Raw genomic sequence first — 21,852 nt, 5'->3', positions numbered from 1 at the left:
CCCTGCTCGACCGCCTGCCGCTGCCGACCGCACGGCTGCGGACGCTGCGCCGCGCGGCCGACGCGGCGCAGCGCTTCGACTTCGACGGCGCGCTCGTGCTGGTGCGCGCCGATGCCTCGGGCCGACGCGGCCTCGCGACCGAGGCGGACACCGATCCCACGTCGTCCGGGAGCCCCGCATGACCGCCCACCCCGCGCCGATCCCCGACCCGACCGACGGCGCCACCGTGCTGGTGGTCGACGACACGCCCGACAACCTCGCGCTGATGAGCGAGCTGCTGCGCGACCGCTACCGCGTCAAGATCGCCAACAACGGCGAGAAGGCGCTGCGCATCGCCGGCGCCGAGCCGCGGCCCGACCTGATCCTGCTCGACGTGATGATGCCGGGCATGGACGGCCACGAGGTCTGCGAGCGGCTCAAGGCGGACCCGGCCACGCGCGACGTGCCGGTGATCTTCCTGACCGCCCGGTCCGACGTGGCCGACGAGACGCGCGGGCTGGCGCTGGGCGCGGTGGACTACATCACCAAGCCGATCAGTCCGCCGATCGTGATGGCGCGCGTGCGCACGCACCTGCGGCTGAAGGCCAGCGCGGACTTCCTGCGGGACAAGGCGGCCTACCTGGAGGCCGAGGTCGCGCGCCGCACCGCGGAGCTGGCGGCGATCCAGGACGTGACCATCCTGGCGATGGCCTCGCTGGCCGAGACGCGGGACAGCGACACCGGCAACCACATCCGGCGCACCCAGCATTACGTCAAGGCGCTGGCCGAGGCGCTGCGCGGGCATCCGCGCTGGCAGGCGCTGCTGACGCCGGAGTACATCGCCACGCTGTTCAAGTCGGCGCCGCTGCACGACATCGGCAAGGTGGGCATCCCCGACCGCATCCTGCTCAAGCCGGGCCGCTTCACGCCGGACGAGTTCGAGATCATGAAATCCCACCCGGCGCTGGGCCGCGACGCGATCGCCCAGGCCGAGGCCCAGCTCGGCACGCCAGTGGCCTTCCTGTCGACGGCCAAGGACATCGCCTACGGCCACCAGGAGAAATGGGACGGTTCCGGCTATCCGGAGGGCCTGCGCGGTGAGGCGATCCCGCTGTCGGCACGGCTGATGGCGCTGGCCGACGTCTACGACGCGCTGATCAGCCGCCGGGTCTACAAGGACGCGATGCCGCACGGAGACGCGGTCGCGATCATCGTCCAGGGCCGCGGCAGCCATTTCGATCCGGAGGTCGTCGACGCCTTCCTGCGCATCCAGGACGAGTTCCAGGAGATTGCGCGCCGCTTCGCCGACGACGACGAGACGCTGCGCCGCAAGCAGGACTGGATCGAGTCGACGATGGCCGCCCCCGAATGACCTCCCGCAGTCCTTCCCCCTGATCCCCACCGCGGTCCTCCCCACCACGCGGGAGGGCCTCGGTGATCGGGGACGGCGATGCGTGGGGTACCGGCGCTTGCCGCCGGTGCCCCATGCATCGGCGGCCAACGCCCGGTCCGGCGCAGGACGGGAGCCCCCGCCAGCGCATCCCCCGCCATAATCCCGCGCCATGCGCCGCACGACGACCCTCCTGCTTGCCGCCCTGGCCCTCACTCTCTCCGCTTGGGCCCACGCCCAACAACCGCGCCCGGTCTCGCCGCGCGGCCCGCTCGACGCCCAGGAGCAGAACAACATCGCGGTGTTCCGCAAGGTGTCGCCCTCGGTGGTGCACATCACGACGCTGGCGCAGCAGCGCGACTTCTTCTCCCGCAACGTGACGGAGGTGCCCAGCGGCACCGGTTCCGGCTTCCTGTGGGATGAGCGGGGGCACATCGTCACCAACTTCCATGTGATCCGCGGCGCGTCGGCGGCGAAGGTGACGCTGTCCGATCAGACCGCGTACGACGCGACGCTGGTCGGCGTCGATCCCGACCGCGACCTGGCCGTGCTGCGCATCGCCGCGCCGCGGGAGAAGCTCCAGCCGGTGCCGATGGGCAGCAGCCGCGACCTGCTGGTCGGCCAGACGGTGTACGCGATCGGCAACCCCTTCGGCCTGGACCAGACGCTCACCCGCGGCATCGTCTCGGCGCTGAACCGCGAGATCGAGTCGATGACGCAGCGCACGATCCGCGGTGCGATCCAGACCGACGCCGCGATCAATCCTGGCAACTCGGGCGGGCCGCTGCTCGATTCGGCGGGCCGGCTGATCGGCGTGAACACCTCGATCTTCAGTCCGAGCGGCGGCAGCAACGGCATCGGCTTCGCGATCCCGGCCGACGAGGTGAACCGCGTCGTGCCGCAGCTGATCAAGCATGGCCGGGTGATCCGACCGGCGCTGGGACTGACCGCCGGCACCGAGCAGTTGCGCGAGGTGCTGCGCCTGCCCAAGGGCGTGGTGCTGATCGGCCTGCAGGCCGGCGGCGGGGCGCAACGCGCGGGCCTGCAGCCCTTCATGCGCGGCCGCGACGGACGCATCGTCGGCGGTGACGTCATCACCGCGGTCAACGGCAAGCCGGTGGCCGACCTGGACGAACTGCTCAGCGAGCTCGAGGAGCGCCAGGTCGGCGACAAGGTCACCCTGACCGTGTGGAACGGCGGCAAGACGCGGCAGGTGCAGGCACAGCTCGGCAGCGACTGAGGGACGGCATCGCGGCGGCCCGGTCGGCGGCGGCGTCCTACCGCATCCGGCGATAACCCTGCCGCCGCCCCGGTCCGGGACCCGCGCCTAGACTGCGCGCCCATGCATCCTCGTCTCTCGATCCTCGACCTCGCCCCCATCGTCGAGGGCGGCACCGCCGCCCAGGCCCTCCACGACAGCATCGCCCTCGCGCAGCATGCCGAACGGCTCGGCTACACCCGTTACTGGGTCGCGGAGCATCACAACATGGACGGCGTCGCCTCCTCGGCCACCGCGGTGCTGATCGGCCAGATCGCGGCGGCGACCTCGACGATCCGGGTCGGCTCGGGCGGCATCATGCTGCCCAACCACGCGCCGCTGACGATCGCGGAGCAGTTCGGCACGCTGGCGACCCTGTTCCCCGGCCGCATCGACCTGGGCCTGGGCCGCGCGCCTGGCACCGACGGCCCGACGATGCGCGCGTTGCGCCGTCACCTGTCGACGGCGCACGAGGACCGCTTCCCCGAGGACGTGCTGGAGCTGACCGCCTACCTCGCGCCCGAGCAGGAGGGCCAGGTCGTGCGCGCGATCCCGGGCCAGGGCACCGAGGTGCCGATCTGGCTGCTGGGCTCGAGCCTGTACGGTGCGCAGCTGGCGGCCTACCTGGGGTTGCCATTCGCGTTCGCGTCGCACTTCGCGCCGGCGATGCTGATGCAGGCGCTGGAGATGTACCGGGAGCAGTACCGGCCCAGCGCCCGGCATCCGCGGCCCTACGCGGCGGTGGGATTGAATGTCATCGTCGCCGACACGGACGCGCAGGCGCAGCGCCTGTTCACCTCCTTGCAGCAGCGCTTCCTCGGCATGCAGCGCGGCCAGCGCGGGCCGCTGCCGCGGCCGGTCGACCAGATGGCCGACCTCTGGACCGCGGGCGAGCAACTGGCGGTCGAGCGGATGCTGTCCGAGTCCATCGTCGGGTCACCGCGCACCGTGCGGGAAGGGCTCGCGGCAACGCTCGAGCGCACGGGCGCCGACGAGTTCATCGTCGCTTGCGCGGTGCATGACTCCGCCGCGCGCAGGCGCTCGTATGAGCTTCTGTCGGGAGTGATGGCGGGCTGACAACGAAGCGGCAATGAAAAGGGCCACGCATGAGCGTGGCCCTTTGTCTTGCGCGTCGCGGTCAGCGTCGCGGGGTCATCCCACCCACTTGCGCGCGTTGCGGAACATCCGCATCCAGGGGCTGAACTCGCCCGCGTCGCCGCCGCTCCAGCTCATCTGGATGTTGCGGAAGACACGCTCCGGATGCGGCATCAGCGCGGTGAAGCGGCCATCCGCCGTGGTCACCGCGGTCAGGCCCTGCGGGCTGCCGTTGGGGTTCAGCGGGTACTGCTCGGTCGGCTGGCCGTCGCCGTCGACATAGCGCATCGCGCGCAGCACCCGGTCCGGGTTGCCGCGCTGCGAGAAGTCCGCGAAACCCTCGCCGTGCGCGACCGCGATCGGCAGGCGGCTGCCGGCCATGCCGGTGAAGAAGATGCTCGGCGAATCGACGATCTCGACCTGCGCCAGGCGGGCCTCGAACTGCTCACTGCGGTTGCGGACGAACTTCGGCCAGTGCTCGGCGCCCGGAATCATCGGCGACAGCGCCGCCAGCATCTGGCAGCCATTGCAGACCCCCAGCGCGAAGCTGTCCGGGCGGGCGAAGAAGGCCTCGAACGCCGCCTTCAGCACCGGGTTGAACAGGATGGACCGCGCCCAGCCCTCGCCCGCGCCCAGCGTGTCGCCGTAGCTGAAGCCACCGCAGGCGACGAAGCCCTTGAAGTCCTTCAGGTCGACCGCGCCGGCCTGCAGGTCGCTCATGTGCACGTCATAGGCGTCGAAGCCGGCCTGTGCCATCGCATAGGCCATCTCGACATGCGAGTTGACGCCCTGCTCGCGCAGGATCGCGACCTTGGGCCGCACGCCGCTGGCGATGAACGGCGCCGCGACGTCGTCCTTCGCATCGAAGCTCGGCAACCAGTGCAGGCCCTTGCCGGGCGTGCCGGCCAGCGCATGCTCCTGGTCCGCGCAGGCGGGGTTGTCGCGGTCGCGGGCGATGCGCCAGGACACCTGGTCCCACTCCTGCTGCAGCTCGTTGAGCGGCGCGGCGAAGACCTTCCGGGCATCGCGCCAGACCTCGGCCTGCTTCGTGTCGTTGGTCTTGCCGACGACGTGCGAGATCCGCGACAGGCCATGGGCCCGCAGCGTCTGCAGCACCGCGTCGCGATCGGCGGTGGCGACCTGCAGCAGCACGCCCAGTTCCTCGTTGAACAGCGCCTTCAGCGTCAGCTCCTCGCGGCGCGCGCTGACCTGCGAGGCCCAGTTCTTGGAGTCGCCCATCTCGGCGCGGCTGTCGCTGATGCCGTCGCCCTCGGTGACCAGCATGTCGACGTTGAGGCTGACGCCGCGCTGGCCGGCGAAGCCCATCTCCAGCGCCGCGGCGAACAGGCCGCCGTCGCTGCGGTCGTGGTAGGCCAGCAGCTTGCCCTGGCCGCGCAGGTCGTTGACCGCCCCCACCAGCGCCTTGAGCAGCGCCGGATCGTCGAGGTCGGGCACCTCGGGGCCGAACTGGTTCAGCGTCTGCGCCAGGATCGACCCGCCCATGCGCATGCGGCCCTGGCCGAGGTCGACCAGCACCAGCGTGGTGTCGCCATCGCGCAGCTGCGGCGTCAGCGTGCCGCGGACGTCGGCCAGCGAGGCGAAGGCCGTCACGATCAGCGAGACCGGCGCGGTGACCTGCCGGGTGACGCCGTCTTCCGACCAGCGGGTGCGCATCGACAGCGAATCCTTGCCCACCGGGATGGAGATGCCCAGCGCCGGGCACAGGTCCATGCCGACGGCCTTGACGGTGTCGTACAGCGCCGCGTCTTCGCCCGGCTCGCCGCAGGCGGCCATCCAGTTGGCCGACAGCTTCACCCGCGGCAGCTCGATCGGCGCGGCCAGCAGGTTGAGGATGGCCTCGGCGACCGCGACGCGGCCGGATGCGGGCGCGTCGACGGCGGCCAGCGGCGTGCGCTCGCCCATGCTCATCGCCTCGCCGGTGAAGCCCTTGAAGTCGGACAGGGTGACCGCGCAGTCGGCCACCGGCACCTGCCAGGGACCGACCATCTGGTCGCGGTGGTTCAGGCCACCGACGGTGCGGTCGCCGATGGTGACCAGGAAGCGCTTGCTGGCCACCGTCGGATGGCGCAGCACGGTGCGCGCGGCCGTGGCCAGGTCGACGCCGTCCAGCGACAGCGTCCCGCCCGAGCGCGTCACCCGCTTCACGTCGCGGTGCATCTTGGGCGGCTTGCCCAGCAGCACGTCCATCGGCATGTCGATGGCACGCTCGCCGGCCGGGCCATCTTCCAGCACCAGCTCGCGCTGCTCGGTGGTCACGCCGACGACCGCGAACGGGCAGCGCTCGCGCTCGCACATCGCGGTGAACAGCTCGAGGCTCTCCGGCGCGATCACCAGGACATAGCGCTCCTGGCTCTCGTTGCACCAGATCTCCTTGGGCGCCAGGCCGCTCTCCTCGAGCGGGACCTTGCGCAGGTCGAAGATCGCGCCGCGGCCGGCATCGTTGACCAGCTCGGGGAAGGCGTTGGAGATGCCGCCCGCGCCGACGTCATGGACCGCCAGGATGGGATTGCGCTCGGCCAGGCCCCAGCAATGGTTGAGCACTTCCTGCGCGCGGCGCTGGATCTCGGGATTGCCGCGCTGGACCGAATCGAAGTCCAGGTCGGCGGTGTTGGTGCCGGCGGCCATCGAACTGGCGGCGCTGCCGCCCATGCCGATGCGCATGCCCGGACCGCCGAGCTGGATCAGCAGCGAGCCGGCCGGGAACTGGATCTTCTTGGTCAGGTCCGAGCGGATCGCGCCCAGGCCGCCGGCGATCATGATCGGCTTGTGATAGCCGCGGCGGACACCGTCCACGTCCTGCTCGAAAACGCGGAAGTAGCCGCCCAGCGCCGGCCGGCCGAACTCGTTGTTGAAGGCGGCGCCGCCCAGCGGGCCCTCGGTCATGATCTGCAGCGCGCTGGCGATGTGCGCGGGCTTGCCGACCGGGTCCTTCTCCCACGGCTCGCTCAGTCCGGGCAGATGCAGGTTGGAGACCGAGAAGCCGGTCAGGCCGGCCTTGGGCTTGGCGCCGCGACCGGTGGCGCCCTCGTCGCGGATCTCGCCGCCTGCGCCGGTGGACGCGCCCGGATGCGGGGAGATCGCCGTCGGGTGGTTGTGGGTCTCGACCTTCATCAGCACATGCGCGGTCTCGGCACGGGCCTCGTACCTGGGCGCGCGGCGGTCGCCGGCGGCCATCCAGCGCTCGATCGTGTGGCCTTCCATCACCGCGGCGTTGTCGGCGTAGGCGATGACGGTGTGCTGCGGCGACACCTTCTCGGTGTTGCGGATCATCCCGAACAGCGACAGCGGCTGCGCCTCGCCGTCGATGGTGAACTGGGCGTTGAAGATCTTGTGGCGGCAGTGCTCGCTGTTGGCCTGCGCGAACATCATCAGCTCGACGTCGCTGGGATCGCGACCCAGCTTGGTGAAGGCGGCGACGAGGTAGTCGATCTCGTCGTCGGACAGCGCCAGGCCCCAGGCGCCGTTGGCCTCCTCCAGCGCGGCGCGGCCGCGGGCCTGCACCTGCACATGGGCGAGCGGCTGGGCCTGTTTCTCGTCGAACAGGTGGGCGGCGTCCTCGCGCGACAGCAGCACGCTCTCGGTCATGCGGTCGTGCAGCAGGTCGGCGCAGGCCAGCAGTTCCTCCTGGGTCAGCGGCTTGGCACCGCCGGTCAGCCCGGCCAGCAGCCCGGACTTGAGGGTCAAGCGGAACTCGGTGACCCGCTCCACGCGATGCAGCGCCAGGCCGCAGTTGTGGGCGATGTCGGTGGCCTTGGAGGCCCAGGGGCTCAGCGTGCCCAGGCGCGGGGCGACGACGATCAGCGCGCCCTCGGCGGTGCCTTCGTAGCGATCGCCATAGTCCAGCAGCGAGGCCAGCTTGTCGCGGCCTTCCGCATCCAGCGCCGTGTCGGTCCAGACCCAATGGACATGACGGGCATGCACCGCGGTGATGCGGTCGCTGACGGCCTGCAGACGCGCCAGCAGCGCCGCGGCCCGGAAGGACGAGAGGGCATTGCCCCCCTCGAAGTGAATCAGATGCTTGGAGGAGGTGGTGCTGGCCATGGGATCCCAGGGGGTTGCGCCGCGCGCGCCGCGGCGGTGAAGCCCGGCATTCTAGCCAGCGCCGCCGGGCGACCCGGGTTTACCCCCGCCGGCGCGCCCCTGCGAGGCCCGCACCGGCGGGCGCCTCTGCCGCGCGTCAGCGACAGTCGCTGAGGCGGTCCAGCGCGATGTGCAGCTGGTGCTCGGTCAGCTTGCCCCGCGAGGGCTGCACCCAGGCGCCGGGCGCGCCGGTGGTCAGCGCCTTGATCGCCAGCACCTTCACCGGCTCCGGCTGCACCGGCCGCTCGCGGTCCAAGGACCACCAGCCATCGGCGACCGTGCAGCTCATCCCGACCTCCACCACCGGGGCGGCCCGGGCGACGACCGGGCCGGACATCAGGCCCATCACAAGGGCGCCTGCTCCCAACAGGCTGACAAAAACATGCGATCTCACTTCAACTCCCTGGTACCTCGTTCGAGTGAACGAATGTATAGGTGTGACGTGACGTAACCGCCCGGAAACTCCGGAATTCGCCCTTCAGGGCGCCCCTCATTCAGGGGATGCCGACCACTTCGAGGGAAAAAGTGACGCTTGCGCGCCCCAGGATGGGAGCCGAAGGACTCATCCCCAGGGCGCCGGGGCTCTTCCATGCGGCGGATGGCGGCCGTCATGGCTTGTCGCTACATTGATCGGCTTTCGGACTCGGCGGCCGCCTCCCATGAAGCTGGCGTCCCCGGGTCGTTCATCGCCACTGGAGACCACCATGTCCCGCAAGACCCCCATCGAGCACTACCGCAACATCGGCATCTCGGCGCACATCGACGCCGGCAAGACGACGACGACGGAGCGCATCCTGTTCTACACCGGGGTCAACCACAAGATCGGCGAGGTGCACGACGGCGCCGCGACGATGGACTGGATGGAACAGGAACAGGAGCGCGGCATCACGATCACGTCCGCCGCGACGACCTGCTTCTGGAAGGGCATGGACCTGTCCTACCCGGAGCACCGCATCAACATCATCGACACCCCGGGGCACGTGGACTTCACCATCGAGGTGGAGCGCTCGATGCGGGTGCTCGACGGCGCGGTGATGGTGTACGACTCGGTGGGCGGCGTGCAGCCGCAGTCCGAGACCGTCTGGCGCCAGGCCAACAAGTACAAGGTGCCGCGGCTGGCTTTCGTGAACAAGATGGACCGCATCGGCGCGGACTTCTATCGGGTGCGCCAGATGATGGTGGACCGGCTCAAGGCCAACCCGGTGCCGATCGTGCTGCCGATCGGCGCCGAGGACCAGTTCAAGGGCGTGATCGACCTGCTCAAGATGAAGGCCATCATCTGGGACGAGGCCTCGCAAGGGATGAAGTTCGAGTACCAGGAGATCCCCGCCGACCTGAAGGCCAAGGCGCAGGAGTGGCGCGAGAAGATGGTCGAGGCCGCCGCCGAGGCGGACGAGGAGCTGATGAACAAGTACCTCGAGAGCGGCGAGCTGAGCGAGGACGAGATCAAGCGCGCGATCCGCCAGCGGACCATCGCGGGGGAGATCCAGCCGATGCTGTGCGGCACCGCGTTCAAGAACAAGGGCGTGCAGCGGATGCTGGACGCGGTGATCGATTTCATGCCGTCGCCGATCGACATTCCGCCGGTGCACGGCACCGACGACGACGAACAGGACACGACCCGCAAGGCCGACGACAACGAGAAGTTCAGCGCCCTCGCCTTCAAGCTGATGACCGATCCGTATGTGGGCCAGCTGACCTTCGTGCGGGTGTACTCGGGCGTGCTGAAGTCGGGCGACTCGGTCTACAACCCGACGCGGGGCAAGAAGGAGCGCATCGGCCGGATCCTGCAGATGCATGCCAACCAGCGCGAGGAGATCAAGGAGATCCTGGCCGGTGACATCGCCGCCTGCGTGGGCCTGAAGGACGTCACCACCGGCGAGACGCTGTGCGATCCGGAGTCGATCATCACGCTCGAGAAGATGGTGTTCCCGGAGCCGGTGATCTCGCAGGCCGTCGAGCCCAAGACCAAGGCCGACCAGGAGAAGATGGGCATCGCGCTGGGTCGCCTGGCCGCGGAAGATCCGTCGTTCCGCGTTCGCACCGACGAGGAGTCCGGCCAGACCATCATCTCCGGCATGGGCGAGCTGCACCTCGAGATCATCGTGGACCGCATGAAGCGCGAGTTCAGCGTCGAGGCGAACGTGGGCAAGCCGCAGGTCGCCTATCGCGAGACGGTGCGCAAGAAGGTGGAGGACGTGGAAGGCAAGTTCGTGCGCCAGTCCGGCGGCAAGGGCCAGTACGGGCATGTGGTGCTGACCGTGGAGCCGCTCGAGCCGGGCAAGGGCTTCGAGTTCGTCGATGCCATCAAGGGTGGCGTGGTGCCGCGCGAGTACATCCCCGCGGTGGAGAAGGGCGTGATCGACACCTTGCCCAATGGCGTGCTGGCGGGCTATCCGGTGGTGGACGTGAAGGTCACGCTGACCTTCGGCTCGTACCACGACGTGGACTCGAACGAGAACGCGTTCAAGATGGCTGCGTCGATGGGCTTCAAGGAAGCGTGCCGGCGTGCCAGCCCGGTGATCCTGGAGCCGATGATGGCGGTGGAGGTCGAGACGCCGGAGGACTATGCGGGGACGGTGATGGGCGACCTGTCCAGCCGTCGCGGCATGGTGCAGGGCATGGACGACATGGTCGGCGGCGGCAAGATCATCAAGGCGGAGGTGCCGCTGTCGGAGATGTTCGGGTACTCGACCGCGCTGCGCTCGGCGACCCAGGGCCGCGCGACCTACACGATGGAGTTCAAGCATTACTCCGAAGCACCGAAGAACGTCGCGGACGCGATCATGACCGCCAGGGCGAAGTGATCCGGACGATCGACTGAATCGGCACCTGAGGTGCCCTCTCACAGCGGGCCGCTTTCGCGGCCCGTTTTCTTTTGTGCCAGTCATGGCTGGCAACTTCTTCGAATTTCCGTCGAATTGCAAGTCATAGCTTGCAATTCAGGTTGGCTATATGTCAGCCACGGCTTGCAAAACCAGCAAAATTTCCATAAATTGCAAGTCATGACTGACACGGCGAGCTTTCCGGAAGACATCGGGCTGATCCTGAAGGAACAGCGCGAGGCCCGAGGTCTTTCGAAGCGAGAACTCGCGGCGCAATCGAACCGTGTGCGCGAGGTCATCTATCGCCTGGAAGCGGGGCAGGAATCCACCGTGTCCTCGCTGATGGCGGTGACGCGTGCGCTGGGGCTGCGAATTCGTTTCGAGCGAGCGGGCATGCCGACGATGGAGGAACTCGCCGAACGCTTTGCCCGGGATGACGACGATGCTGCCTGACAAGCTGCCGCTGCTGGACGTCAGCATCGGCGCCTTGCGCCAGGCGGGCCAGCTCATCAAGGGCTCCACCTACGAATTCCGCTACCTCGATCCGTCGCCCGATCAGCCCGCGGTCTCGCTGCTGATGCCACCGAGCGCAAAGCTCACTTGGCAGTCCGGCGACCTGTTCCCCTCCATGGACCAGAACCTGCCGGAAGGCGACCTGTTCATGAGGATCCGACAGCTGTTTCCAAAACAGCCCACGACGCCGATGCACCTGCTCTCCCTGATCGGCGAGAACGGCATCGGACGATTGGGATTCACCATCCCGGGCGTGGCACCTTCGCCGCGCGCTCAGACGCTGAACCGGGAGGCGCTGCTCCGGATGCGCTACACGCCGGCGTTGTTCGACGAGCTGGTTCGGGCCTACCTGAACACCGGTGCCGGCATCGCCGGGATGCAGCCGAAGATCATGGTGCCGGACCGGCCGACGATTCCCATCCCGTCGCTCATCGTCAAGGCGGCCAGCCCGGCCTATCCCGGTCTGGCGGCGAATGAGTTCCTCTGCTTGAGCGCGGCGAAGCGGGCGGGCATCGAGGTGCCAGGCTTTGACCTTTCCGACGACGGCCAACTGCTGCTCGTCGACCGCTTCGATGTGGTCGCGCATCCGGGGGGGCATGTCGAGCGCCTGGGCTTCGAGGACGTGGCCGCCCTGTCGGGCAAGCGAGTCCGGGACATCCTGTCGGAGCGCAAGTACCACGGGAGCTATCAGCGCATCTGCGAACTGCTGCAACTCATCCGCCTTCCGACATCTCAGTTGCATCGCTTCTTCGAGCAAGTGGCCTTCTCGGTCATGGTGCGAAACGGCGACGCGCATCTCAAGAACTTCGGCATCCTGTATCGGTCCCCCGAGGACGCCTGGCTCGCGCCCATGTTCGATGTCGTCACCACGGCGGTGTATCGCTACACCCAATATGCGGGTGGACCTGAATTGGTCGACCGCACCATGGCGCTCAAGCTCTTTGCCGGCCGGCATGCGACGAAGGCCTATCCGACCACCGAGGAACTGATCGCATTCGGCAGGCTCTGCGGGGTCGAGCGCCCCAAAGCGGTCCTGGCACGCATTGCTGCCGCCATGCGAGACACCCTTGAGCAGGCGCCCGGCGACGAACGCATTCCGAAGTCCTTGCTGAATGACCTCTCCGTGGTGTGGGAAGAGGGGCTGATGCACGGAAGGTAGGCCGATGACCCGCGTGGCGCGCTCACCGCACGGCCATTCGTCATGCCCTCGCAAACCCGGTCGGCCCGGCGCGCAAGCGGCCCCTATGCTGCCGGCACTCTTCATCCCAGGGTGCCGCATGCCGACCAAGACGCTCACGAAGCCGACGCTCTCGACCCTTTTCACCGTCACGCCCGCCCGCGCGGGCGTGATCGCTTTTGGACTCGCGCTACAGGCCGGCGTGGCCGTCGCGGCCGATGCGCCCGCCCCCGCGCCCTTGCCCGCCGCGGCGGCTTCCGCGCCCGCGGCCCCCGCGGCCAAGTGGCAGGTCAACCAGCCGCCGCGGGAGCAGCGCATCGCCAAGCTCGACGTGCGCTCCGGCACCTGGATGTCGGTCGACGTCAGCCCCGATGGCAAGCAGGTCGTCTTCGACCTGCTCGGCGACCTGTACCTCATGCCGATCGAAGGCGGCGAGGCCAAGGCCCTCACCCACTCCGTCGCCTGGGAGATGCAGCCGCGCTTCTCGCCCGATGGCAAGCAGATCGCCTTCGTCTCCGACGCCGGCGGCGGCGACAACATCTGGGTCATGAACGTCGACGGCAGCAATGCCCGCGCGATCACCACCGAAGACTTCCGGCTGCTCAACAACCCGGTCTGGCATCCAGGCGGCAAGTACATCGCCGCCCGCAAGCACTTCACCGGCACCCGCTCGCTGGGCAGCGGCGAGATCTGGCTCTACCACCTCGACGGCGGCAAGGGCCAGCAGCTCAACGAGAAGCCCAACTGGCAGAAGGACCTGGGCGAGCCCGCGCTCTCGCCCGACGGCAAGTACCTCTACTACTCGCAGGACAGCACCCCCGGTCGCCAGTTCGAATACAACAAGGACAGCACCGGCGAGATCTTCCGCATCTACCGGCAGGACCTGACCGACGGCACCAGCGAGCCCTTCGTCACCGGCGCCGGCGGCGCGATCCGACCCACCCCCTCCCCCGACGGCAAGTACCTCGCCTTCATCCGCCGCCTGCGCGACGCCAGCGGCAGCCGCTCCACGCTGTTCCTCAAGGACCTGAAGACCGGCCGCGAGTTCCCGGCCTGGACCGGCATGGAACGCGACCTGCAGGAGTCCTGGTCGGTGCACGGCGTCTACCCCGGCATCGCCTGGACGCCTGACGCCAGGCAGCTCGTCGCCTGGGCGCAGGGCAAGCTCTGGCGCATCGATCCGTTCAAGTCCACGGCCGCCGAGATCCCCTTCCATGTGAAGGACGAACGCCAGTTCACGCCCGCGGTCCGCTTCTCGCATGAGGTCGCGCCGGCCAGCTTCGACTCGAAGATGCTGCGCTGGGTGAAGGTCTCGCCCGACGGCAAGCGGGTCGTCTTCTCCGCCGCCGGCTATCTCTACACGAGCGAGCTGCGCGATGGACAGCCCGTCGGCGAGGCCCGTCGCCTGACCACACAGACCGAGCGCTTCGAATACTTCCCGGCCTTCTCGCGCGACAGCCGCCAGCTGGTCTACCTCGGCTGGAACGACGCCGACCAGGGGCGCGTGCGCGTGCTCGATCTGGCCAGCGGCCGCGACACCGTCGTGACGCCGGAGCCCGGCAAGTACCTGGCGCCGACCTTCTCGCCGGACGGCCGGACCATCGCCTACCAGAAGGCCAAGGGCGGCTACCTGACCTCGCCCTGGAACAGCCTTGAGCCGGGCATCTACCTCGCACCGGCCGACGGCAAGGGCCAGCCGCGCCGCGTCACCAAGGACGGCGAAGCACCGCAGTTCGGCGCCGACAACGACACGCTCTACGTCACCCGCAAGCAGACGACCGGCGAGGTCGATGCCAATCACCAGCTGATCCGCCTGAACCTGGCCGAACGCAGCGAAATCGCGGTCGCCAAGAGCGAATTCGCGACGCGCTTCACCGTGTCGCCGGACGGCCAGTGGCTGGGCTTCAGCGAACGCTTCCACACCTACGTCACGCCGCTCGCGCCGGCCGGCAAGCTGCAGACCGTCGGCCCCAAGGCCGAGGCGATGCCGGTCAGCAAGCTCGACGTCAATGCCGGCGACGACCTGCAGTGGTCGGGCGACGGCCAGGCACGGCCTTACACGCTGCACTACGCGCTGGGCAACGAGCTGTTCACCGTGCCGCTGGCGCAGGCGCTGCAGCCGGGCTTCAAGCCGGCCGAACGCGGCGCGCCGATCAAGCTGACGCTGATCGCCGACAAGCCCAAGGGCCGCCTCGCCATCGTCGGCGCGCGCATCGTCACGATGAAGGCGAGCCAGCCCGACGAGGTCATCGAGGACGGCGTCATCCTGGTCGACGGCGACCGCATCGCGGCGGTCGGGCCGCGCGCTTCGGTGACGATCCCGGCCGGCACCGAAACCCTCCAGGCCACCGGCAAGACGGTGATCCCCGGCCTGATCGACGCCCACTGGCACGGCACGATGGCCGAGAGCGAGATCATCCCGCAGCAGAGCTGGATCAACTACGCCTCGCTGGCCTTCGGCCTGACCACGCTGCACGACCCGTCCAACCGCACCAGCGACATCTACACCCAGTCCGAGATGCAGCGCACCGGTCGGGTGGTCGGGCCGCGGATCTTCTCGACCGGCACGGTGCTGTACGGCGCCAAGGCCGACTTCTCGGCGGTGATCAACAGCCTCGACGACGCCCGCACCCACCTGAAGCGGCTGAAGTCCGCCGGCGCGATCAGCGTCAAGAGCTACAACCAGCCGCGTCGCGACCAGCGCCAGCAGGTCCTCGAGGCCGCGCGCGAGACCGGCATGATGGTCGTGCCCGAAGGCGGCTCGCTGTTCCAGCTCAACATGAACATGGTCATCGACGGCCACACCGGCATCGAGCATGCGCTGCCCGTGGCCAAGGTCTACGACGACGTGAAGCAGCTGTGGCCGCAGACGCAGGTCGGCTACACGCCGACGCTCAACGTCGCCTATGGCGGCCTGGACGGCGAGCACTACTGGTACGCGCGCACCGACGTGTGGCGCCATCCGCTCCTCGGCAAGTTCGTGCCCAAGGCGGTGCTCGAGCCGCGCAGCGTGCGCCGCGAGACTGCACCGGAGGAGGACTTCAACGTCATCCAGGTCGCGAAGACCGCGACCGAGCTGCAGCGCGCCGGCGTGCCGGTGAACATCGGCGCCCACGGCCAGCGCGAAGGCCTGGGCGCGCACTGGGAGATGTGGATGATGGGCCTGGGCGGCATGAGCCCGCTGGAGGCCATCCGCACCGCGACGCTGAATCCGGCGCGCTACCTGGGGCTGGACAAGGACATCGGCTCACTCGAGCCGGGCAAGCTCGCCGACCTGGTGATCCTGGACGGCGACATCCTCAAGGACCTCCGGCAGAGCGACCGGATCGCCCGGGTCGTCCAGGGCGGCCGCGTCTTCGACATCCCGTCGATGAACGAGGTCTGGCCGGCGAAGAAGGCGCGCAAGCCCTTCTTCTTCGACGGCGCGAATGCGAGCGTGCCGGTGGATGCGGAAGCGGCCGGCGTGGAGACCGGCCACGGGCACGGGGACTGAGGCGGGGTCAGGCCTTGCCGGTGGAGCCGAAACCGCCCTCGCCGCGCGCGGACGCATCGAAGTCGTCGACGACGCGGAAGCTGGGCTGCACCACCGGCACGATCACCATCTGCGCGATGCGCTCCATCGGCTGAATGGTGAACGTGTCCTTGCCGCGGTTCCACACGCTGACCATCAACTGGCCCTGGTAGTCGGAATCGATCAGGCCCACCAGGTTGCCCAGCACCACCCCGTGCTTGTGACCCAGGCCCGAGCGCGGCAGGATCATCGCCGCCAGGCCGGCGTCGCCGATATGGATCGCCAGGCCGGTCGGCACCAGCACGGTGTCGCCCGGCGCGAGGGTGATCGCCTCGTCCAGGCAGGCGCGCAGGTCCAGGCCGGCGCTGCCGGTCGTCGCGTAGGCGGGGAGCTGCTCGGCCATGCGGCGGTCGAGCACCTTGAGATCGATGGTGGTCATGGATTCAACGGGGAAGGGAGTCGGGACAACGCCATCGCCCATCGCACCCTCCTCGCAGCCGGAAGGTCCGGGCAGCGCGAGCGCTTCGGGCGACCGGCGCGGCGGACAGCGCGCCGCGCGCGGCGGAAAGTCAGGCAGTGTAGGTGGTGAGCCGCTGCGCGATCTCGCGCACCAGTTCGCGCGCCAGGGTCAGCTTGTCGGCGCGGGAGAGCTCGCGCTCGCCGCGCGCGTCGACCAGCGTCAGCGCGTTGTCGTCCTGGCCGAAGGTGGCCGGCCCGACGTTGGCCACGATCAGCGGCACGTTCTTGCGCTGGCGCTTCTCGCGCGCATGCTTGATCAGGTCCTGGCTCTCCGCCGCGAAACCGACGCACAGCGGCGGCTGCGGCAGCGCGGCGACCGTCGCCAGGATGTCCGGGTTCTCGGCCAGTTCCAGCGCGGGCGCGACCGCCTCGCCGGCCTTGGCGTTCTTCTTGATCTTGTGCTCGGCGGCCTGCGCCGGTCGCCAATCGGCCACCGCCGCCGTCGCGACGAAGACCTGGTGCGTCGCCGCGCGCGGCAGCACGGCCTCGAGCATCTCGCGCGCGCTCTGCACGTCGATGCGGGTCACGCCCAGCGGCGTGGGCAGATGCACCGGTCCGGCCACCAGCGTCACCTCGGCGCCAGCCTCCGCCGCCGCGCGCGCGATGGCGAAACCCATCTTGCCGCTGGAACGGTTGGTGATGCCGCGCACCGGATCGATCGCCTCGTAGGTCGGCCCCGCCGTGATCAGCAGCTTGCGCCCGGCCAGCACCTTGGGCTGGAAGTGCGAGACGACATGCGCCAGCAACTCCTGCGGCTCCAGCATCCGGCCGTCGCCGACCTCGCCGCAGGCCTGATCGCCGCTGCCGACGCCCAGCACCACCGCGCCGTCCGCCCGGACTTGCGCCAGGTTGCGCTGCGTGGCGGGGTGGGCCCACATCTCGCGGTTCATCGCCGGCGCCAGCAGCAGCGCACAGCGCTGGGCCGGACGCGCCAGCGCGGTCAGCGACAGCAGTTCGTCGGCGCGTCCCTGCGCCAGCTTGGCGATCATGTCCGCGCTGGCCGGCGCGATCAGCATCACATCCGCCTCGCGGGTGAGGTTGATGTGCGCCATGTTGTTCTCGGGCCGCGCATCCCATTGGCTGGTGAAGACCGGCCGGTTCGAGAGCGCCTGCATCGTCACCGGGGTGATGAAGGCCTCCGCGGCCTCGGTCATCACGACCTGCACCGTGGCGCCGGCCTTGACCAGCAGCCGGGTCAGCTCGGCGATCTTGTAGCAGGCGATGCCGCCGGACAGGCCCAGCAGGATGTGCCGACCGGCGAGGGAGTTGGATTCGGACATGGGGCGGAACTCTACCAGCGCGCCCCTTTTGGCCGGCCCTGAAAGGCCTTGCAGGCCGGCGCGGGCCTGACCTTGGTCACCCGGGTACCGCCCGCCCGGCGGCTCGAGCGCCGGCGGCGGGATTCAGCCCTTGCGCTTGAACACCAGGTCCCAGACGCCGTGGCCCAGCTTCAGGCCGCGGTGCTCGAACTTGGTGAGCGGGCGGTAGTCGGGCTTGTCGGCGTAGCCGTCGGCGCGGGCCGAGGTGTTCACCAGGTCCGGATCGGCGCCGAGCACCTCCAGCATCTGCTGGGCATAGGGTTCCCAATCGGTGGCCAGGTGCAGATAGCCGCCCGGCGCCAGGTGCTTCACCAGCTTGGCGACGAACGGCGGCTGCACCAGGCGGCGCTTGTTGTGCCGCTTCTTGTGCCAGGGATCGGGGAAGTAGATGTGGACGCCGGCCAGCGAGCCCGGCGGGATCATCTGGTCCAGCACTTCGACCGCATCGTGCTGGAAGATGCGGATGTTCGGGATGTCCTGCTCGCCGATCAGCTTGAGCAGCGCGCCCACGCCGGGCTCATGGACCTCGCAGCCGATGAAGTCGATGCCGGGCAGCGTCCTGGCGATCTGGGCGGTCGGGCCGCCCATGCCGAAGCCGATCTCGAAGACCACCGGCGCCTTGCGGCCGAAGACGGCCTCGTAGTCGAGCGGTTCGGCCTTGAACGGCAGCACGTACTTGGGACCGAGCTCCGCGAGCGCCTTGATCTGTCCGGTGCCCATGCGGCCGGCGCGCACGACGAAGCTCCGGATGCGGGCGCGGGGGTGCTGGGCAACCTCGCCGCCCTGATCGAGTTCGGGCGGGTCGTTGGCGTCGATGGAATCGGACATATCGCGAATCGGGAAACGAGGGGCGGGATTCTACCGATCGGCGGCCGGGACACGGGGCCCCTCACCCCCTGCCCGCTTCCGCGGCGCTCAGCCGACCTCAGCCATGACGAGCGGCGCGGATTCCCAAGGCGCTGCCGCGTCGTCGATGACGACCGCGCCGCTCACCTGTGCGATGGCGCGCTCCGCGGCCGCTTCGTCGGCGGCGTGGACGACTGCGATCGGGTCACCCGCGGCGACCAGGTCGCCGAGCTGGATGAAGCGATCGAGCCCGACGCGCATGTCCAGCGCATCGCCCGGCAGGCGGCGTCCGCCGCCCAGCTCCACGATGACCAGCCCGATGTCCCGGGTGTTCATGCCGACCACGCGCCCGGCGCGCGGCGCGGGAATCGGACGCACGACCGGCGCGGCGGTCAGGTAGGCCTCCGGCCGTTCCAGCAGATCCGCCGGACCGCCCAGCGCCGCGACCATGCGGGCGAAGCGGTCCGCCGCCGCGCCACTGTCCAGCGCCGCCTGCAGCTTCACGCGCGCCGCGGCGGTGTCAGGCGCGAGCCCGCCGAGCACCAGCATCTCGGCGCACAGCGCGAGGGTGAGTTCATGGGTTCGCGCCTCCCGCGGCGTCCTGCCGGTCAGGTAGTCGATCGCGCCACGCACCTCCAGCGCGTTGCCGACCTCCCACCCGAGGACCTGGTTCATGTCCGTGATCAATGCGCGCGTGCGCAGGCCCGCGCCGCCGGCCACCTCGACGATGCTGCGCGCCAGCTCCTGACCGAACTCGGGCGTCGCCGCGAAGGCGCCATTGCCACACTTGATGTCCATCGCCAGGCCCTGCAGGCCGGCCGCCAGCTTCTTGGACAGGATGCTCGCGGTGATCAGCGGCACGCTCTCGACGGTGGCGGTGATGTCGCGCACCGCGTAGAAGCGCTTGTCGGCGGGCGCCAGGTCGCTGGTCTGGCCGATGATGGCGCAGCCCAGGGTGCGGACGATGCGGTCGAAGTCCGCCGGCGCCGGCGTCGTGGTGTAGCCGGGGATCGCCTCGAGCTTGTCGACGGTGCCGCCGGTGTGACCCAGACCGCGACCCGCGATCATCGGCACATAGCCGCCGCAGGCCGCCACCATCGGCGCGATCATCAGGCTGAGCTTGTCGCCCACGCCGCCGCTCGAATGCTTGTCCAGCACCGGTCCCGGCATGTCGGGCCAGGCCATCACCCGGCCGCTGTCCATCATCGCCCGCGTCAGCGCCACCGCCTCGTCGCGCCCCATGCCGCGCAGGAACACCGCCATGCCGAGCGCGGCCACCTGGCCCTCGCTCCAGCTGCCGTCCACCAGCCCGCGCACGAAGTGCCGGATCTGGGCCTCGTCCAGCGCGCGCCCCTCGCGCTTGGCCCGAATGATTTCCTGCGCCAGCATGATCGCCGCGTCCCTTCGATGTGTGGTCGTTGTCTCAGCGCCCCTTGTGCACCGGGGCTTGGCTTCGCGAGGTCGTCGCGGTCGTCGTCGTGATGTCGTCGCGGGTGTCGTCGCGGGTGAAGGCGCGCCTTCAGTAGGCCGCGCTGACCGCCGCGCTGTCCTGCCCGGCCAGCACCGCCTCGATGTCGCTCAGCAGGCCGCTGGCGCCGAAGCGCATGCGACGGGGCGTCAGCGCGCCCACGCCCAGCGCATCGGCGGCCAGCTGCAGGTAGCCGCGCGCATCCGCCACCGAGCGAATCCCGCCCGAGGCCTTGAAGCCGGCGTTGCCCAGCCCGCTCGCCGCGATCTCGCGCAGCATCGTCGCGGCCGCCTCCGGCGTCGCCGACACCTTGCTCTTGCCGGTGCTGGTCTTGACGAAGTCCGCACCGGCCATCAGCGCCTGGCGCGTGGCTTCGGCGATGCGCGCCGGCGAGCCCAGCTCGCCCGATTCGATGATCACCTTCAAGGTCAGCGGGCGCGTCGCGTGGCGGACCTCGGCGAGGAACTCCGCCACTTCGGTCGACTGCCCCGCCATCAGCGCCTTGTACGGCAGCACCACGTCGACCTCCTGTGCGCCGGCCTGCGCGATCGCGTCGACCTCGGCCAGCACGCGCGGCAGATCCAGGCTGCCGTCGGGGAAATTGGCGACCGCCGCGACACGGATGTCCGCCGGCAACGCCGCACGCGCCCGCGCGACGAAGCCCGGCCAGACACAGACGGCGGCGACGTGGCCGCGTTCCGGCGCGCCGATGGCGCGGACGCACAGCGCGTCGATGTCGGCGGCGGTGTCGCCGTCGTTCAGGCTGGTCAGGTCCAGGCATTGCAGCGCCAGTCGCGCCGCTTGTTCAAGACTCATCTCGGTCTTCATCTACTGCTCCCAGGGCTGCGTCATGCAGCGCGCGGCTGTGGCTGGCCGACGCACGGCGCCGCGCGCCCCGTGCTCCGGACGGAGGGGCGGTCGCGGCCTCGTGGAGGCCGGACCGCCGGCCCGATCTTGCGCCTTCCCGGCGATCAGCCCTTGAGCGATTCCAGCGTCGCCAACGAGGCCAAGTACTGGGCCAGGAAGGCCGAGGCACGCTCGCTCGACGCCTTGGCCTGCTGCAGCGTCAGCGCATGGGTGATCGCCTCGTCCGACATGCCGGCGGCCATGTTGGTGATCAGCGCCAGGCCCGCGACGCGCAGCCCGGCATGACGCGCCAGGATGGTCTCCGGCACGGTGCTCATGCCGACCGCGTCGGCGCCCCAGGCGGCGAACATGCGGATCTCGGCCGGCGTCTCGAAGTGCGGGCCGACGGCCCACACGTACACGCCTTCGGTCAGCACCATGTTGTGATCGCGGGCGACCTTGAAGCCCTGCTGGCGCAGCTCGGCGTCGTAGGCGACGCTCATGTCGCAGAAGCGGTCGCTGCCCGGCAGGCCGGTCAGCGGCGAGCGCTGCGGCGCATTGATGTGGTCCGAGATCAGCATCAGGCTGCCGGGCGGCTGGTGCGAGCGCAGGCTGCCCGACGCATTCGTCAGGACCAGCACCTTCACGCCCCAGGCCTTCAGGCTGCGGATCGCGCCGGCCATGCCGGTGCAGTCGCCGCTCTCGTAGGTGTGGGCGCGGCCGCGCAGCATCGCCACGCGCTGCTGGCCGACGCGGCCCACCGCGATCTCGGCGACGTGGCCCTCGACCTTGGGCTGCGGGAAGGCCGGCAGCTGCGCATACGGCAGGTGCGTGGCGTCCTGCAGCTGGTCGACGGCGCCGGCCCAGCCGGAGCCCAGCACCACGGCGACTTCGGGGCCTTGCTCGCCGAAGGTGGATTTCAGCGTGGCGATGCTGGTCGTGATGGCGGCGTCGAGCTCGGCGCCTTGCAGGGGCATGGACATGGTTCTCTCCTGTCGCGGCCGT

The 21,852-nt window shown here is 69.7% G+C and carries 16 protein-coding genes; 8 read left to right on the top strand and 8 right to left on the bottom strand.

From position 1 onward, the window contains the following. The 4 genes from CS062_RS26155 to CS062_RS09460 all read left to right on the top strand — a co-directional run. Positions 1-182 (top strand): hypothetical protein (locus tag CS062_RS26155; protein ID WP_158238726.1); only part of this gene is annotated, 182 nt, incomplete at its 5' end. Further along, positions 179-1,351 carry a response regulator gene (locus CS062_RS09470; protein ID WP_099861399.1) on the top strand — a complete coding sequence of 391 codons (1,173 nt, stop codon included), beginning with the start codon at positions 179-181 and terminating at the stop codon, positions 1,349-1,351. The genes CS062_RS26155 and CS062_RS09470, both read left to right, overlap by 4 nt. A 190-nt stretch (positions 1,352-1,541) precedes the next feature. Continuing rightward, entirely contained in the window at positions 1,542-2,609 is a 1,068-nt protein-coding gene (locus tag CS062_RS09465) for a S1C family serine protease (RefSeq protein ID WP_099861398.1), read from the top strand. Between the two features lie 102 nt (positions 2,610-2,711). Next, positions 2,712-3,704, top strand: a complete 993-nt coding sequence (locus CS062_RS09460; RefSeq protein WP_099861397.1) for an LLM class flavin-dependent oxidoreductase — start codon at positions 2,712-2,714, stop codon at positions 3,702-3,704. Between the two features lie 75 nt (positions 3,705-3,779). Here the strand turns inward: CS062_RS09460 and purL are convergent, their stop codons facing one another. After that, positions 3,780-7,784, bottom strand: coding sequence for a phosphoribosylformylglycinamidine synthase (gene purL / locus CS062_RS09455; RefSeq protein ID WP_099861396.1), 4,005 nt, complete (start codon positions 7,782-7,784; stop codon positions 3,780-3,782). Between the two features lie 136 nt (positions 7,785-7,920). Beyond that, positions 7,921-8,169: a hypothetical protein gene (locus CS062_RS09450; RefSeq protein WP_099861395.1), complete on the bottom strand. Its 249-nt coding sequence runs from the start codon at positions 8,167-8,169 to the stop codon at positions 7,921-7,923. A 358-nt stretch (positions 8,170-8,527) separates the two neighbouring features. On the opposite strand from CS062_RS09450, the gene fusA reads away from it, so the two are divergent. From fusA to CS062_RS09430, 4 genes are all read left to right on the top strand, one after another. Further along, positions 8,528-10,630, top strand: a complete 2,103-nt coding sequence (fusA, locus tag CS062_RS09445; RefSeq protein WP_099861394.1) for an elongation factor G — start codon at positions 8,528-8,530, stop codon at positions 10,628-10,630. A 198-nt stretch (positions 10,631-10,828) separates the two neighbouring features. Next, entirely contained in the window at positions 10,829-11,101 is a 273-nt protein-coding gene (locus CS062_RS09440) for a helix-turn-helix domain-containing protein (protein ID WP_099861393.1), read from the top strand. Then, a complete protein-coding gene (locus tag CS062_RS09435) occupies positions 11,082-12,320 on the top strand; it encodes a type II toxin-antitoxin system HipA family toxin (RefSeq protein WP_233217999.1) in 1,239 nt (412 codons plus the stop codon). The genes CS062_RS09440 and CS062_RS09435 overlap by 20 nt, the downstream gene beginning before the upstream one ends. A 118-nt stretch (positions 12,321-12,438) precedes the next feature. Then, on the top strand, positions 12,439-15,831 hold the full coding sequence (locus CS062_RS09430) for an amidohydrolase family protein (protein WP_099861392.1): 3,393 nt from the start codon (positions 12,439-12,441) through the stop codon (positions 15,829-15,831). Positions 15,832-15,838: 7 nt separating this feature from the next. On the opposite strand, the gene dut is transcribed toward CS062_RS09430, so the two are convergent. From dut to CS062_RS09400, 6 genes are all read right to left on the bottom strand, one after another. After that, positions 15,839-16,288 (bottom strand): dUTP diphosphatase, encoded by a 450-nt coding sequence (gene dut / locus CS062_RS09425; RefSeq protein ID WP_099861391.1) that lies wholly within the window; start codon positions 16,286-16,288, stop codon positions 15,839-15,841. 130 nt (positions 16,289-16,418) lie between these two features. After that, a complete protein-coding gene (gene coaBC / locus CS062_RS09420; protein ID WP_099861390.1) occupies positions 16,419-17,648 on the bottom strand; it encodes a bifunctional phosphopantothenoylcysteine decarboxylase/phosphopantothenate--cysteine ligase CoaBC in 1,230 nt (409 codons plus the stop codon). Positions 17,649-17,771: 123 nt separating this feature from the next. Further along, positions 17,772-18,515, bottom strand: coding sequence for a tRNA (guanosine(46)-N7)-methyltransferase TrmB (trmB, locus tag CS062_RS09415; RefSeq protein WP_099861389.1), 744 nt, complete (start codon positions 18,513-18,515; stop codon positions 17,772-17,774). A gap of 87 nt (positions 18,516-18,602) precedes the next feature. Then, positions 18,603-19,925, bottom strand: a complete 1,323-nt coding sequence (gene deoA / locus CS062_RS09410; protein ID WP_099861388.1) for a thymidine phosphorylase — start codon at positions 19,923-19,925, stop codon at positions 18,603-18,605. A 127-nt stretch (positions 19,926-20,052) separates the two neighbouring features. Further along, positions 20,053-20,817, bottom strand: coding sequence for a deoxyribose-phosphate aldolase (gene deoC / locus CS062_RS09405; protein WP_099861407.1), 765 nt, complete (start codon positions 20,815-20,817; stop codon positions 20,053-20,055). Between the two features lie 155 nt (positions 20,818-20,972). Then, positions 20,973-21,830, bottom strand: a complete 858-nt coding sequence (locus CS062_RS09400; RefSeq protein WP_233217998.1) for a purine-nucleoside phosphorylase — start codon at positions 21,828-21,830, stop codon at positions 20,973-20,975. Positions 21,831-21,852: the final 22 nt, after the last annotated feature.

This window comes from Roseateles chitinivorans, from assembly GCF_002761755.1.
GTDB classification, from domain to species: domain Bacteria; phylum Pseudomonadota; class Gammaproteobacteria; order Burkholderiales; family Burkholderiaceae_C; genus Roseateles; species Roseateles chitinivorans.
This window is presented reverse-complemented; position numbering and strand designations above follow the sequence as displayed.